Here is a 14,428-nt window from a genome sequence, read left to right as displayed (position 1 = left end):
ATGTTTCACAAAACGGTTGACATGGCCAGCCTGGCTAGGCAAACTGATTTGCAGGAGCGAGACAAAATGAACGCCAAGATGAATCACCTGCAACCCGCTATCGATCCGGACATCGTCGTTTTCAGCGACGACGAGGAAGGCAAGGACCGCCAGTTCGTCAATGCGCTGGCGCGTGGCCTGGAAGTGCTGCGCTGCTTTCGTCCCGGCGAAATCTACCTGTCGAACGCCGACATGGCCAGGCGCACGGCGATCCCGAAACCGACGATTTCGCGCCTGACCCATACGCTGACCAAACTCGGTTACCTCAATTACTCCGAGCAGCTGGGCAAGTACCAGCTGGGCGCCGGCGTGCTGGCGCTGGGCTACCGCATGCTGTCGAACCTGGACGTGCGCAAGCTGGCGCGCCCGCTGATGGAGGAACTGGCCGAACACGCGCAGGCGTCGGTGTCGATGGGCACGCGCGACCGCCTCAGCATGGTGTATGTGGAAACCTGCCGCAGCAGCGCCAATGTCACCCTGCGCCTGGACGTCGGCTCGCGCATCCCGCTGATGACGACGGCGATGGGCAAGGCCCTGCTGTGCATCCTGCCGCAGTCGGAACGCGACTACCTGATGGACCATGCGCGCACGCACGACACCGAACGCTGGCCGCGCATCCGCGCCGGCATCGAGCAGGGTTTCAGGGATTACCAGGACCGGGGCTTCTGCATCTCGGCCGGCGAATGGCAGAACGACATCCATGCCGTGGGCGTGCCGATGCTGGGTGCCGACGGCGAACAGGTGATGGCCTTCAATTGCGGCGGGCCCGCCTTTTTGCTGTCGCGCGAGAAGCTCGAAAGCGACCTCGGTCCGCGCCTGGTGGCGCTGGTCAAAACCATCGAATCCAATCTGGGCCGCGGCTAAGCGCCCCTTCATCCCCTACCAAGGAAACCATGATACGCGACGAAGAAACCCTCAATATCCTGCTCGACAGCATCAGCCGCTTCGTGCGCGAAGTGCTGGTGCCGAACGAAAACCTGGTGGCCGAGACCGACACCATTCCGCCGGCCATCGTGGCGCAGATGCGTGAACTGGGCCTGTTCGGCCTGTCGATCCCCGAAGCCTACGGCGGCCTGCAACTGAGCATGGAAGAGGAAGTGCGCGTGGCGTTCGAGATCGCCCGCACCTCGCCCGCCTTCCGTTCGCTGATCGGCACCAATAACGGCATCGGCTCGCAGGGCATCGTGATCGACGGCACGGAAGCGCAGAAACAGCACTACCTGCCGAAACTGGCGGCCGGCGACATCATCGGCTCGTTCGCGCTGACGGAAGCGGGCTCCGGTTCCGACGCCGCATCCCTGCGCACCACGGCCGTGCGCGATGGCGACTTTTATATCCTGAACGGCAGCAAGCGCTATATCACCAATGCGCCCGAAGCCAGCATCTTTACGGTGATGGCCCGTACCGACCCCACCAAACGGGGCGCCTCGGCGATTTCCGCCTTTATCGTGGAGAAGGATACGCCGGGTCTTTCCTTAGGAAAGATCGACAAAAAGATGGGCCAGCAGGGCGCGCATACCTGCGACGTGATCTTTGAAAACTGCCGCGTACCGGCCGCCAACATTATCGGCGGCAAGGAAGGCGTGGGTTTCAAGACCGCCATGAAAGTGCTCGACAAGGGCCGTTTGCATATCGCCGCCGTCTGCGTGGGCGCGGCCGAACGCATGCTGGCCGACGCGCTGGCGTACGCCATGGAACGCCAGCAGTTCGGCCAGCCGATCGCCGAATTTCAATTGATCCAGGCCATGCTGGCCGACAGCAAGGCCGAGATCTATGCGGCGCGCAGCATGGTGCTGGACGCCGCGCGGCGGCGCGACAACAAGGAAGATATTTCGACCGAAGCGTCGTGCTGCAAGCTGTTCGCTTCCGAGATGTGCGGCCGGGTGGCCGACCGCTCGGTGCAGATCCACGGCGGCGCCGGCTATATTTCGGAATACGCGGCCGAACGCTTCTACCGCGACGTGCGCCTGTTCCGCATCTACGAAGGCACGACGCAGATCCAGCAGATCGTGATTGCCCGCAACATGATCAAGGCAGCGCAAAAATGACAGCGGCCGCGACGGAGGAACTCCCCGCCCTGCTGGCCAGCCTGCCGGCGCGCCTGTCGGCCATCCCCGCGCGCTGGGCCGCCAGCACGCCCGACGCGCCGGCACTGCACGAAGGCGGCCGCCACTGGACCTATGCCCAGCTGCAGCACGCCGTCGAAGATGCGGCGCGCCTGCTGCGCGAGCTCGGTGTGCGCCCTGGCGACCGCCTGATGGTGGTCGGCGAAAACTGCGCGCTGCAGGTGGCGCTGATTTTTGCCTGCGCCAGCATCGACGCCTGGACCGTCAATGTCAATGCGCGGCTGTCGGCGCGCGAGATCGATACCATCGCAAGCCACTCCACGGCGCGGCGCGTGCTGTACCTGCACGCATCGTCAAAAGAGGCGGCGGCGCATGCGCAGCGCGCGGCCAGCATCACGGTCGCCGTCGACGGCATGGGCGAACTGCTGGCCGGCCCCTTGAACGAAAACACCGTGGCGGAAGCGACGCAGCCTGGTAACGGGCAGGTGGCCGCGCTGATCTACACCACCGGCACCACCGGCCACCCCAAGGGCGTGATGCTGACGCATCGTAACCTGCTGTTTATCGCCGCCACCTCCGGCAAGCTGCGCGGCCTGACACAGCCAGATCGCGTGTATGGCGTGCTGCCGATTTCACACGTGTACGGCCTGGCGTCGGTGGCGCTCGGCACGCTGCATGCCGGCGCGGCTTTGTATCTGGTGCCGCGCTTTTCGGTCGAAGGATTGTTGTCCGCATTGAAGGACGATGGCCTGACCATCGTGCAGGGCGTGCCGGCCATGTATGCCAAGCTGCTGCAGACCCTGGGCGGCCCCGGCACGCCGCTGGTCACGCAACTGCGCTTTGCCTATGCGGGCGGCTCGCCGCTGGCGCCGTCGCTGAAACAGGAAGTCGAGCAGCTGCTGGGCACCGCGCTGCACAATGGCTACGGCATGACGGAAAGCTCGCCCACCATCAGCCAGACGCGGCTGGAGTCGCCGCGCCAGGATGACTCGGTCGGCGCGCCGATACCGGGCGTGGAAACGCGCATTGTCGACGCCGATGGCGTTGACGTCGCGACCGGCACGCCGGGCGAGCTGTGGGTGCGCGGACCGAACGTGATGGCCGGCTATTACCGCGAGCCGGCCATGACGGCCGCCACCATGCGCGACGGCGGCTGGCTCAATACGGGCGACATGGCGCGCCAGGGCGAGGACGGCGCGCTGTTCATCGTCGGACGCACGAAAGAACTGATCATCCGATCGGGCTTCAATGTCTATCCGCTGGAAGTGGAAACGGCGCTGAACGCCCATCCTTCCGTGGTCCAGTCGGCGGTGGTCGGCTGCCGCACGGCCGATGGCAACGAAGACGTGGTGGCGTATGTGGAGCTCGATCCGCGCCAGCCGGTCACCTTGGAAGCGCTGCAGGCCTGGCTGGCCGGCACGCTGTCGCCCTACAAATGCCCCTCCACCATTATCGTCATGGAGGCGCTGCCGGCGGCGGCCACCGGTAAAATATTGAAAGGACAGCTGCGGCAGATGGCGCAGCAGCGGCACGACCATCACTGAAACAGATTTGCGCCAGACGCCGATACACCCGACAATAAAACACCAGCGGGCTGTTTTGAAACGAATAACAGAGGAGACAACAATGAAACGCACACTCACACGCATCGCCATGGCCACCCTGGTTGCCAGTGCCTGGATGTCCGGCGCCAGCGCCGAGGAATTCCTGGTCGGCGCCGAAATCCCCCTGACCGGCAACCTGGCGCGGGTCGGCGCCGGCATGCAGGAAGGCATCCTGGTCGCGGCCGAAGTCTTCAACAAGACCAACGGCAAGCACACGGTCAAGATCATCACGGTCGACGACGAATCGGCGCCGGCCAAAGCGATTGCCGCCGTCGAAAAATTGGCCAGCCAGGGCGTGGTGGCGATCACGGGCGGCTACGGCTCGAACAATATCTCGCCCGCCTCGGACACGGCCAACAAGCTGGGCCTGGTGTATATCACCTCGGGTGGCGTCGACGACAGCCTGGTCTCCAGCGGGCGCAAGAATTTTTTCCGCATCAATAACACGGCCGGCTACGAAAAAGCCATGCTGGGCATGCTGCAGGACGTGGGCGCCAAATCGGTCTCCATCGTCTATTCGACCAAGGACGCCACCACCGGCCTGGCCAAGGACGTGGAAAAAGCCCTGCTGGCCAAGGGCGTGAAAGTGACCAGCCACTCGTTCGATCCGGCGATTACCGACTTCAAGCCCATCATCAACAAGATCAAGCTGCAGGACAAATCGGAAGTGGTGGCCATGGTCGGCTATGAAAACGACTACGTCGGCATTATCCGCGCCGCGCGCGTGCTGAAACCGAAGATCAAGGCCATGGTGGGCGTGTGGTCGCTGGCCACGCCGAAGATGGCGGCCGACTTCCCCGACCTGATGCCGAACGTGTTCGGCACGGCGCTCTTGGCCTACCCCACCGAATTCAAGACGGCCGACGGCAAGGCCTTCAGCGACGCCTACAAGCAGCTGTACAAGAAGGAGCCGGACTACCTGGGCCAGTTCGGCTATGTGCAGTCGATGCTGCTGTTCGAAGCGATCGCGCGCGCGGCCGACAAGGGCACCGTCAAAAAAGGCGGCGTGGCCGAGGAAATGCGCAAGACCGACCGCGAGACACTGATCGGCCGGGTGCAGTTTGCCGCCAACGGCGACAACCTGAACTTCGTGCACCGCATGGCGCAGCACCAGGACAAGAAAGTGGTGATCGTCTGGCCGAAGGAAAACGCCACCGGCAAGCTGGTGTATCCGGCCCTGCCCTGGTAAGGCAAGTCTGCGCGCCATCCCTGGACGCGCACCGATGAACGACAGCCTGGCCGGCCCCTCGCGGGCGCTGGCAGGCTGCCTGACGGGATAACGACATGACAGAATTAATCCTGCAGGCCCTGTATTCGGGCTTGCTGCAGGGCGGCTCCTACGCCCTGATCGCGCTCGGTCTGGCGCTGGTGTTCGGCACCATGAAGATCATCAACCTGGCGCACGGCGAGCTGGTGCTGCTGGCCGCGTACATCGCCTACAGCGTGGAATCGGGACTGGGACTCGGTCCCATGTTTGCGATCCCCATCGCGCTGGTGATCGTCAGCCTGACCTCGGTCGGCGTCTACTTTATCGTCAGCCGCATCAAGAAAGACCGCGAAATCAATTCGCTGATCCTTACCTACGGCATCGGCGTCATTCTCACCAATTTCATTTTGCTGGTATGGAAGGCCGACATCCGCTCGACCTCGTCGAGCTGGCTGCAGGAAGGCATTGAAATCGGGCCGTTTTTCAGCATGCGCAGCGAAGTGATTTTCTTCGGCGTCAGCCTGGTGCTGATGGCGGCGCTGTGGCGCTGGCTGTCGACCAGCTGGTATGGCCGCGCCGTGCGCGCCGTCTCCAGCAACCGCGACGCGGCCAAGCTGATGGGCATCGACCCGGGCCGCACCGAGATGGTGTCGTTCCTGGTGGCGGGCATCCTGGCCGCGTTTGCAGGCGTCGCCTTATTCAGCTATGGCGTGATCCAGCCGGCCTACGGCGGCGCGCTGACGGTGAAAGCCTTCATTATCACGGTCCTGGCCGGCATCGGTTCGATCCCCGGCGTGCTGATCGCCGCCGTGCTGCTGGGCGTGGCCGAAGCACTGACGGTGACGCTGGCCAGTTCTGCGCTGCAGGAATTGTCCGGCATGGTCCTGTTCCTGCTGGTGCTGTTCATTATGCCGAACGGCCTGTTCGGCGCGGTACGGAGGCGCGGATGAAATCTTCTTCCCTCATTTCCACCATGGCTCTGCTGCTGGCCGCCTATGTGGCGGTACCGCTGGTCCTCGGCAGCAACCAGTATGTGATGAGCATGGTGGTGGCGGCCCTGATCATCGGCGGCGTGGCCCTGTCCTGGGCCTTGCTGGGCAACCTGGGCGGCATGGTCAGCTTCGGCCATGCGGCGTTCTTCGGCGTCGGCGCGTATGTATCGGCGCTCACCACCGTGAAACTGGGCCTGCCCGTGTTTGCCGCCATGCTGCTGGGCGGCGTCGGCGCGACGGTTTCCGCCGTCATCATGCTGCCCGTGCTGCGCCTGCGCGGGCCGTATTTTGCGCTGGCGATCCTGGCCTACGCGCATATCTTCCGCATCGTGGCCACCGAATGGAGTTCGCTGACCGGCGGCTCGGGCGGCGTGGCCAATATCCCGACCTTGCCCACCGTATTCGGCTTCGATCTGTCCAGCAAGACCGGCGCCTATCTGGTGGTGCTGACGCTGGTGGTGGCGTGCGCGTTTGCCTACAGCCGCATCCGCTCCAGCCACTACGGCATCGCCCTGCGCGCCATGCACGACAGCGAGGATGCGACGCGCGTGGTCGGCGTCAACAGCACCTTGCTGAAAGGCGCGATGCTGCTGGTGTCGGCCTTTATGGCGGGCCTGTTCGGCGCCTTCAACGCCCACTATATCAACTTCCTGGAACCCGATTACGCCTTCAACAGCCTGTGGGTCACCTTGCCCATCGTCGCGGCGATCTTCGGCGGCTACCGCACCATCCTCGGCCCCGTGCTCGGTGCCGTGGTGGTGTACCTGGTCGACCAGCTGATCTTCAAGTCGCTGATCCCGACCGGCCACCAGCTGGTGCTGGGCGTGCTGCTGGTGGCGATGATCGTCTTCAGCCCGAACGGCTTGCTGCCGCTGCTGAAAAAATTATTCAAGGGAAAGGAGAAGACGCATGCTTGAACTTGATAATGTCTCGGTGCGCTTCGGCGGCCTGACGGCCGTCGATGCGGTCACCCTGTCCATCGCCAGCAATGACGTGATCGGCCTGGTGGGCTCGAACGGCGCCGGCAAGACCACCCTGTTCAATGCGATCTCGGGCCTGGTGCGCCCGACCGGCGGCGCGATCCGCTTCGAAGGGCGCGACGTGATGGCCACGCCGATGTACCAGCGCGCGCGCCTGGGCATCGGCCGCACCTTCCAGATACCGCAACCGATGCACGAACTGACGGTGCGCGAAAACCTGATCGTCGCGCAGCGCTTTGGCACCGGCAAGGTCGATCATAAAAAGATCGACGAGATCCTCGACTTCACCAGTTTATCCGCCAAGGCCGGGCGCGACGCGGCCAGCGAGCTGGCGCTGACGGAATTGAAGGCGCTGGAAGTGGCCAAGGCGCTGGCCACCGATCCGAAACTGCTGCTGCTCGACGAAGTGCTGGCCGGCCTGGAAACCACGGGCAAGCGCCGCTTCATGGGCATGCTGAAGGACCTCCATGCCAAGTTTGGGGTGGGGATCGTGATGATCGAGCACGATATCGAGACCATCAGCAATCTGTGCCCGCGCGTGGCGGTGCTCAATTTCGGCCAGCTGATCGCCGACGGCACGCCGGACGCGGTGTTCCGCGATCCGGCCGTCATCAAAAGTTATACGGGAGCCTTTGATGCTTGAAGTGGATAAACTGCGCGCCGGCTACGGCGCCATCAATGTGCTGTGGGATGTGTCCTTGAGCGTGGCCAAGGGCCAGCTGACGACGATCATCGGCCCGAACGGCGCCGGCAAGACGACGCTCTTGCGCGCCATCATGGGCCTGGTGCCGTCCAGCGCGGGCAGCATCAGCCTGGACGGCAAGGTCCTGAACGGCACGCCGACCTGGAAGATGAGCGATGCCAGCGTGACCATGATACCGGAAGGGCGCATGACGTTTCGCGACATGAGCGTGGAAGAAAACCTGATCATGGGTGCGTTTCCGAAGGCGCACCGGGCCCATATGCGCGCGCGGCTGGAAGAGTCGTACGCCATGTTCCCGCGCCTGCGCGAGCGGCGCAGGCAGCTGGCCGGTTCGCTGTCCGGCGGCGAAGCGCAGATGCTGGCGATGGCGCGCGGCCTGATGTCGGACCCGTCGCTGTTGATCATCGACGAACCGTCGCTGGGCCTGGCGCCGCTGGTGGTGGGCGAACTGTTCGAGATCCTGGCGCGGCTCAATGACGGCCAGCGCACCATCGTGCTGGTCGAGCAGAACACGGCGCGCGCGGTGAAAGTGGCGGACCACGTCTACCTGATGCAAAGCGGGAAAGTGGCGCTGTCGCAAAAGGCCAGCGAAGTGGACCTGGAGCATCTGCACGAGCTGTATTTTTCCCGCTAGTATCCTTACTCCTCCTCGTCGGCCAGCTTGTCGAACACCCCCAGCGCGCTTTTGCCGAGCCCGGTCACCACGAGCGGGTCGTCGGCATCGAACTGGGCGGCGTCGACCAGCATGCGCAGCTTGCTCAAGCGTTCGCCCAGCGCCAGCGCTTGCGCCTGCGGCTCGGCATCCACTTGCCCGGCCTGCGCGATGGCGCGGGTGACGGACTCGGGAAACTCCCATAATTCGGCGATCTTGACCGACAAGATGCGCGCCTGCGCAAATACCTGGGCAATAAAGGCGCTTGACTGTGGAAACGCTTCGGGCGCATGCAGCTGGTCGATCAGCCGGAACGCCACCACCAGGCCGACATTGGTCATCAGGCCCGCCAGGTAGGCGTCGAAGGCGTTCGCCTGCATGCCGGGGGCCAGCAGGCTGGCCGCCAGCGCGCATTTTTCGGACTGGCGCCAGATCAGCGGCGCCGTGCGCACGGTCAGGCCACCGCTTTTCATGCTGACGATGGGACGGAAGGCAACGCGGGCCAGCAGCATGCGCATATTGTTTTGCCCGAGCAGCATGATGGCGCCTTCCATGGTGCTGATCGACGGGCTGGCGTTGTAGCGCGAATGGTAGCAGGGCCGGTTCGCTTCCCGATAGACCTCGGCCACCAGCACCACGTCCTGCGCCAACTGGCGCGACAGCTCGGCGGCGCTCATGTTTTCTTCTTGCAGGGTACGCATCAACTGCGGAATGATGGCCGGAATGCGCGGCACCAGCGCGGCGCCGGCGACCGGTTCGCGGGCCAGGCGCGTCAATTCATCCAGGATGCGCTGTTCGGTCTGCGCTGGCGCCTGCGTCGACCCCACGGCCGCCAGCCAGCGATAGTAGATGGCATCGATTTCGGCGATAGTGGCGGGCTCGTGCTCGACCTCCGGCGCCGCCGCTGTCGTGACTGGTGCAGGCTTTTTGTCGTCGCCGCCGTTCAGTAGTTTTCCTATCCAACCCATATGCCGTCCACGCTCTCATTGCTTCACTATCGGGAAATCCGAACCGCGATTTTACCTGATGCGAAGTGCTACAGTGGCGCCTGCATGGAAAGCGCCCGGGGCCGGTCCCGGGCATGGCATGGAGCTCATCATGAACAACAGTCTTGCGCATTACATCCGTACCCAGGCATATAACAACGCCTGGGCCAATCACCGCTTGTACCAGGCCTGCGCACAGTTGTCGCAGGCCGAGTTCCAGGCGGTGCGCACCAGCTTTTTTCCCACCATCGGGGCCACGCTGAACCATATCCTGACGTGCGACTGGTTTTATCTCGATGCGCTCGAGCGCGAATTGCGCGGCGAGCCGCCGCATCCCGACTGCTACGTCTTTTTTGAGCAGGACGAACCGTTCGACAACTGCCTGGACCTGCATGCGGCGCAGCGGGCCTCGGACCAGCGCCTGATCGCGCATTGCCGGCAGTTGAGCGACGCCGACCTGGCGCGCCCCGTCACCATCCTGCGCGACACGCCGCAGGTCGACACGCGCATGCGCCTGCTGGCGCATCTGTTCCAGCACCAGCTGCACCACCGGGGCCAGGTGCACGCCATGCTGGCCGGCACGCGCATCGAACCGCCGCAGCTCGACGAATTTTACTGCGCCGGCGAGGCGGACCTGCGGGCGCAGGATTTTGCCGACCTGGGCTGGACCGAGCCGGAGGTATGGGGCGAACGCTGAGCTACTCGGCCTCGTGACAGCACACGCACAGCTTGTTGCCATCGAGGTCGCGAAAGTAGGCGCCGTAATAATTCGCGTGGTAATGCGGCCGCAAGCCGGGCGGGCCTTCGCACACGGCGCCTTGCGCCAGCGCCGCCTGGTAGCTGCGGTCCACCTGCGCGCGGCTGCCGGCCAGCAGCGCCGTCATCTGGCCATTGCCGGGCGACGCCGCCTGGCCATCGTGCGGCGCGCCCAGCACGAACAGCGGACGCGGCACGCCAGGCATCATCCAGCCCGCCCAGGGCTTGGCGGGATCGTGAAACTTCTGCACCAGGCCCAGTTCACCGAGCAGGTCGGTATAAAACGCGTAAGCGCGTGCAAAATCATTGGTGCCGAGACAGAGATGGGACAGCATGCGGTTCCTTTCAACAGGCGGTGGTGCGAACGGTCAAACCCTGGCCTGATTATAATGGCGCATCTCTTTTTGATACGCCGCCATGACCGACACCCACCGCCTCGCATTGCATCTTCCGACCACCGCCGATACGCATGATCTGCTGGCGTTCGAACTGGACAACCGCGCCCACTTCGAAACCTGGGTCACGGCGCGCGCGCAGTCGTATTACAAGCTGGACGCGATTGCCGCCATGATCGAACAGGCGCAGCGCGAACGCGAGCAGGACCAGTCCTACCAGTTCCTGGCCAAGCTCGATGGCCAGATCGTCGGCAGGGTCAACCTGACCGGTGTCACGCGGCCGTATTTCAACAAGGCGCAGCTGGGCTACCGCATCGGCGCGCAGTTTGGCGGCCGCGGCTATGCCAGCCGCCTGGTGGCGCTGCTGCTGGAACAGGCGTTCGGGCCGCTGGAACTGTGGCGCCTGGAATCGATCGTGCGGCTCCCCAACCTGGCGTCGGCGAAGGTATTGCAACGCAACGGTTTTCATCAATATGGCATGTCCGAGCAAGCCATGTATTTCGACGGCGCCTGGCGCGACTTGCTGTATTTCGAACGCCGCAAGCACGACGTCGCCCAGGATCAGGGCAAATAAACAGTTTCCTGGCATGAATGCTGTTTTATCTCAGGCGCTGACGACTTTGCGCCAGGACAAAGCGCGGACTCGTTTGGCTGACAGACTCGAGGTTCGGGAATCTTCCCAACCTTGACGAGTCAAACATGAAACTGCGCCACCGCCTGTTTGAACACGTGTTGCTGATGCTGCTGTTGGCCCCTTGCCATTTTCTGTGCCGCCATCGTGCTGGCCTGGATGGCACAGTGGGCGGAAACGCTGCAACTGCCAACTTACCTGGTCTACGGCATGCATTTGATCGGCATGGTGCTGTTCTTTCTCGACGGCTGCGTCGTGGTTGCGGCCAGCAGCATCCTCGCTGCCCGCCTGTACCAATTCCTGTCCAGGGAGGACATATGAATACGCTGCATGCCCTGTTCACGCTGCGCCACCCACGCCGTTTCTGGCTGACCTCGCTCGCCATCGCCTTCCTCTGCGCCATCGTGCTGGCGCCATGGCTCGACAGCTCGCCATGGCTGGTGACGATTCCCCTCGTCCTCGGTGGCTTGCTGGTGGCCATGGGCGAGCTGTGGGAAGAGCTGCACGGCAAGTCGTTGCCGGGCAACGATCAAGCCACGCCTTGCCGGCGGCCTTGATGCGCGCTCATGAGGCTGGCACGCAACACTGTGCGGCAAGGTACAGCGGCAAGCGAGCGATTTAAGAATGGCTTCAGTCTCGCCGGGCATGGTGGACATGTGCTGCAAACAAGACAGCACTCCCACTGTGCAACCCTGACGAGAAAGACTCACCATGCGGATCAGCACCTGGCTACGCGCCAACAAAGGTTTTATCCTGTTCCTGATGCTGTTCGGCGTGTTCCGCACGGCCGTGGCGGACTGGAATCCCATCCCCTCGGCGTCGATGCGGCCCAACCTGGTCGAAGGCGACGTGGTCTTCGTCAACCGACTGGCCTACAACCTGAAAGTGCCGCTGACCGACATCGTGCTGCAACATACGGGCGAACCGCAGCGCGGCGACATCGTCACCTTTTCCTCGCCGCTTGACGGCACGCGGCTGATCAAGCGCATCATCGCCCTGCCAGGCGATACGGTGGCAATGCGCAACGAACAACTGGTCATCAATGGCCGTGCCGCACAGTACAGCGCGCTCGATACGGTCGCCGAAACCATCGCTGCCGTCGGCCAGTTGCAGGCACAGCGGGTCAGCGAACAGGGCGTCGGGCAGGCGCAGGCGCACCGCATCCAGCTGCTGCCGCAATTGCCGGCGCGGCGCAATTTTGCCACCGTCACCGTGCCCGCCGGCCACTACATGATGCTGGGCGATAACCGCGACAACAGCGCCGACTCGCGCTATTTCGGCTTCGTGCCACGCGAACTGTTGATCGGCAAGGCCGAGCGCATCCTGGTGTCGGCCGATATCCAGGATGCCTGGCAGCCGCGATTCGATCGTTTCGGCATGCCATTGCAGTAACAGCGACACGCATGGGCAAGGGATTTTTCGCGTAGCATGTGACCATCATGCATACACTTCTTCCCTCCAGCCCGCCATTGGCCAGCCACGGCGAGGCCCCCGAACAGCTGGCGCAGTTCCTGCAACGCCATCCCGACGTGCTGCTGTTGACGGGCGCCGGCATCAGCACGGCGTCCGGCATCCCCGACTACCGCGACACCGATGGCGTGCGGCGCGGCAATGCACCCGTGCAGGGACCCGACTTTCGGCGCCAGCCAGCCGTGCAGCGGCGCTACTGGGCACGCAGCATGGTCGGTTATCCGGCGCTGTCGCGCGCCGCGCCCAATCCCGGCCACCTGGCCATCGCGCAAATGGCGTTGCAGGGCAACGTCGGCAGCCTGGTCACGCAAAATGTCGATGGCCTGCACCAGCGGGCCGGCAGCACGGGCGTCACCGAATTGCACGGCAGCATACACGAGGTGGTGTGCCTCGATTGCCACGCGCACTATGCGCGCCGCACGGTGCAGGACATGCTCGACTACGACAACCCGCACATGGTCGGCGCCACCGCCACGCCGGCGCCCGATGGCGACGCCCTGCTCGAACCGTCCCAACTGGCCAGCTTCGTCGTGCCGCGCTGCCTGCATTGCGGCGGCACCCTGAAACCCGACGTGGTGTTTTTCGGCGATGGCGTGCCGGCCGCCTGCGCCACCGAAGCGGCGCAAAAGATGCAGGACGCCAGCGCGCTGCTGGTGATCGGCTCGTCGGTGATGGTGTATTCCAGCTTTCGCCTGTGCCGCATGGCGGCGGAAAGCGGCAAGCCGGTGGCCGCCATCAACCTGGGCAAGACGCGCGCCGATGAGCTGCTGGCGTTCAAGATCGAAACGCCGGCGCAGGACATCCTGCCGTTTGTCGCCGCCTTGCTGGCTTGAACGCTACTCGCCTCAGGCCACCGGCAGGAGCGGCGCGCGCAACAGCTGGCCCTGGCCGCCGGTGATGCCGGCCGCGCTGTTGGCGATCGCTTCCAGCGGTGCGCCAAGCGCGATCGCGCTGGCCGAGTCCAGGCGCTGCAGCTGTTCCGGCGTCAAGACCAGCGCCAGCGCGCCGAGGGTGGCGTCCAGCTGGGCCAGCGTGCGCGAACCGAGGATGGGCACCAGCGCCGTGCTGGATTTGTTTGCCTTGGCCAGCAGCCAGGCAATCGCCACCTGCACCGGCGCCACCTCATGCTCGCCGGCAATCGCCAGCACGGCGTCGACCGTCGCCGTTTCGCGCGCGCCCTGTTCAGTACGCACCAGCACGCCGCCAAAGCCCGTCAGGCGGCCTTCGCGGCTGTCGCGGTATTTGCCGGTCAGCAAACCACCGCCCAGTGGCGACCATAGCGCCGCACCCAGCCCCAGCGCCTCGGCCATCGGCAGCAAGTCGCGGTCGGCGCTGCGCTCGGCCAGGCTGTATTCGGTCTGCACGCCGATCAGGGGCGCCCAGCCACGCAGCTCGGCCATCATGTCGGCGCGCGCCACGCGCCAGGCGGGAAAGTTCGACGGGCCCGCATACAGGATCTTGCCGGAACGCACCAAGTCGTCGAAGGCGCGCATGATCTCGTCCATCGGCGTGGCGTCATCGCTGAAATGCGCCCAATACAGGTCGATGCGGTCGGTATTCAGGCGCTTCAGGCTCGCTTCGACGGACTGTATCATGGTCTTGCGGCTATTGCCCGTGCGCGACAGGCCGGCATTCGGCTGGCCACCCAAGGTGTATTTGCTGGCCAGCACGAAGTGGTCGCGGTCGGCGGCGATAAAGTCGCCCACCAGTTGCTCGGACTGTCCCACCTGGTAGGTATCGGCCGTATCGATGAAGTTGCCGCCTGCGGCCACATAGCCGTCGAACACGCTTTTCGCCTCCTCGCGTTCGGAACCATAACCCCAGCCCGTGCCGAAGTTACCGGTACCCAAAGCCAGTTGCGACACGCGCACACCGGTGCAGCGGCCAAATGTTGTGTAGTGCATGGACATGATTTCTCCTGAATGCGGCTGCGCCGCGATTAAATGA

At 64.2% G+C, this 14,428-nt stretch carries 17 protein-coding genes; 14 read left to right on the top strand and 3 right to left on the bottom strand.

Translation table 11 applies throughout. The features are described 5' to 3' along the window. Window positions 1-66 precede the first annotated feature (66 nt). The 8 genes from ACP7B7_RS05520 to ACP7B7_RS05485 all read left to right on the top strand — a co-directional run bounded on the left by ACP7B7_RS05520 (window position 67) and on the right by ACP7B7_RS05485 (window position 8,225). Entirely contained in the window at window positions 67-903 is an 837-nt protein-coding gene (locus ACP7B7_RS05520; RefSeq protein ID WP_308925619.1) for an IclR family transcriptional regulator, read from the top strand. 29 nt (window positions 904-932) lie between these two features. Continuing rightward, a complete protein-coding gene (locus tag ACP7B7_RS05515; protein ID WP_308925618.1) occupies window positions 933-2,087 on the top strand; it encodes an acyl-CoA dehydrogenase family protein in 1,155 nt (384 codons plus the stop codon). Continuing rightward, complete coding sequence (locus ACP7B7_RS05510; protein ID WP_308925617.1) at window positions 2,084-3,649, top strand: class I adenylate-forming enzyme family protein; 1,566 nt, start codon at window positions 2,084-2,086, stop codon at window positions 3,647-3,649. Before ACP7B7_RS05515 ends, ACP7B7_RS05510 begins: the two co-directional genes overlap by 4 nt. An 82-nt stretch (window positions 3,650-3,731) precedes the next feature. Further along, window positions 3,732-4,898, top strand: coding sequence for an ABC transporter substrate-binding protein (locus tag ACP7B7_RS05505; RefSeq protein WP_308925616.1), 1,167 nt, complete (start codon window positions 3,732-3,734; stop codon window positions 4,896-4,898). A 95-nt stretch (window positions 4,899-4,993) separates the two neighbouring features. Then, on the top strand, window positions 4,994-5,866 hold the full coding sequence (locus ACP7B7_RS05500) for a branched-chain amino acid ABC transporter permease (RefSeq protein ID WP_308925615.1): 873 nt from the start codon (window positions 4,994-4,996) through the stop codon (window positions 5,864-5,866). Then, window positions 5,863-6,825, top strand: a complete 963-nt coding sequence (locus tag ACP7B7_RS05495; RefSeq protein ID WP_308925614.1) for a branched-chain amino acid ABC transporter permease — start codon at window positions 5,863-5,865, stop codon at window positions 6,823-6,825. Before ACP7B7_RS05500 ends, ACP7B7_RS05495 begins: the two co-directional genes overlap by 4 nt. After that, a complete protein-coding gene (locus tag ACP7B7_RS05490; protein ID WP_308925613.1) occupies window positions 6,818-7,531 on the top strand; it encodes an ABC transporter ATP-binding protein in 714 nt (237 codons plus the stop codon). Before ACP7B7_RS05495 ends, ACP7B7_RS05490 begins: the two co-directional genes overlap by 8 nt. Continuing rightward, window positions 7,524-8,225: an ABC transporter ATP-binding protein gene (locus tag ACP7B7_RS05485; RefSeq protein ID WP_308925612.1), complete on the top strand. Its 702-nt coding sequence runs from the start codon at window positions 7,524-7,526 to the stop codon at window positions 8,223-8,225. Before ACP7B7_RS05490 ends, ACP7B7_RS05485 begins: the two co-directional genes overlap by 8 nt. Before the next feature lie 5 nt (window positions 8,226-8,230). Here the strand turns inward: ACP7B7_RS05485 and ACP7B7_RS05480 are convergent, their stop codons facing one another. Further along, the gene (locus ACP7B7_RS05480) at window positions 8,231-9,211 is read right to left on the bottom strand and encodes an HDOD domain-containing protein (RefSeq protein ID WP_308925611.1); all 981 of its coding nucleotides are present in this window, start codon (window positions 9,209-9,211) and stop codon (window positions 8,231-8,233) included. 130 nt (window positions 9,212-9,341) lie between these two features. On the opposite strand from ACP7B7_RS05480, the gene ACP7B7_RS05475 reads away from it, so the two are divergent. Further along, window positions 9,342-9,926, top strand: a complete 585-nt coding sequence (locus ACP7B7_RS05475) for a DinB family protein (protein WP_308925610.1) — start codon at window positions 9,342-9,344, stop codon at window positions 9,924-9,926. Between the two features lies 1 nt (window position 9,927). On the opposite strand, the gene ACP7B7_RS05470 is transcribed toward ACP7B7_RS05475, so the two are convergent. Further along, entirely contained in the window at window positions 9,928-10,320 is a 393-nt protein-coding gene (locus tag ACP7B7_RS05470) for a VOC family protein (RefSeq protein ID WP_308925609.1), read from the bottom strand. 82 nt (window positions 10,321-10,402) lie between these two features. Here ACP7B7_RS05470 and ACP7B7_RS05465 point away from each other — a divergent pair, with 82 nt between their 5' ends. From ACP7B7_RS05465 to ACP7B7_RS05445, 5 genes are all read left to right on the top strand, one after another. After that, window positions 10,403-10,954, top strand: coding sequence for a GNAT family N-acetyltransferase (locus ACP7B7_RS05465; RefSeq protein WP_308925608.1), 552 nt, complete (start codon window positions 10,403-10,405; stop codon window positions 10,952-10,954). Window positions 10,955-11,158: 204 nt separating this feature from the next. Next, window positions 11,159-11,332, top strand: a complete 174-nt coding sequence (locus ACP7B7_RS05460) for a hypothetical protein (protein ID WP_308925607.1) — start codon at window positions 11,159-11,161, stop codon at window positions 11,330-11,332. Beyond that, a complete protein-coding gene (locus ACP7B7_RS05455) occupies window positions 11,329-11,568 on the top strand; it encodes a hypothetical protein (RefSeq protein WP_308925606.1) in 240 nt (79 codons plus the stop codon). Before ACP7B7_RS05460 ends, ACP7B7_RS05455 begins: the two co-directional genes overlap by 4 nt. Before the next feature lie 154 nt (window positions 11,569-11,722). Continuing rightward, a complete protein-coding gene (gene lepB, locus ACP7B7_RS05450) occupies window positions 11,723-12,403 on the top strand; it encodes a signal peptidase I (RefSeq protein WP_374694279.1) in 681 nt (226 codons plus the stop codon). Window positions 12,404-12,450: 47 nt separating this feature from the next. Then, complete coding sequence (locus ACP7B7_RS05445; protein WP_308925605.1) at window positions 12,451-13,314, top strand: NAD-dependent protein deacetylase; 864 nt, start codon at window positions 12,451-12,453, stop codon at window positions 13,312-13,314. A 12-nt stretch (window positions 13,315-13,326) separates the two neighbouring features. Here the strand turns inward: ACP7B7_RS05445 and ACP7B7_RS05440 are convergent, their stop codons facing one another. Continuing rightward, a complete protein-coding gene (locus ACP7B7_RS05440; RefSeq protein ID WP_308925604.1) occupies window positions 13,327-14,391 on the bottom strand; it encodes an aldo/keto reductase in 1,065 nt (354 codons plus the stop codon). Window positions 14,392-14,428 lie beyond the last annotated feature (37 nt).

It is taken from the genome of Janthinobacterium sp. PSPC3-1, from assembly GCF_049896105.1.
In the GTDB taxonomy this organism is placed as follows: domain Bacteria; phylum Pseudomonadota; class Gammaproteobacteria; order Burkholderiales; family Burkholderiaceae_D; genus Janthinobacterium.
This window is presented reverse-complemented; position numbering and strand designations above follow the sequence as displayed.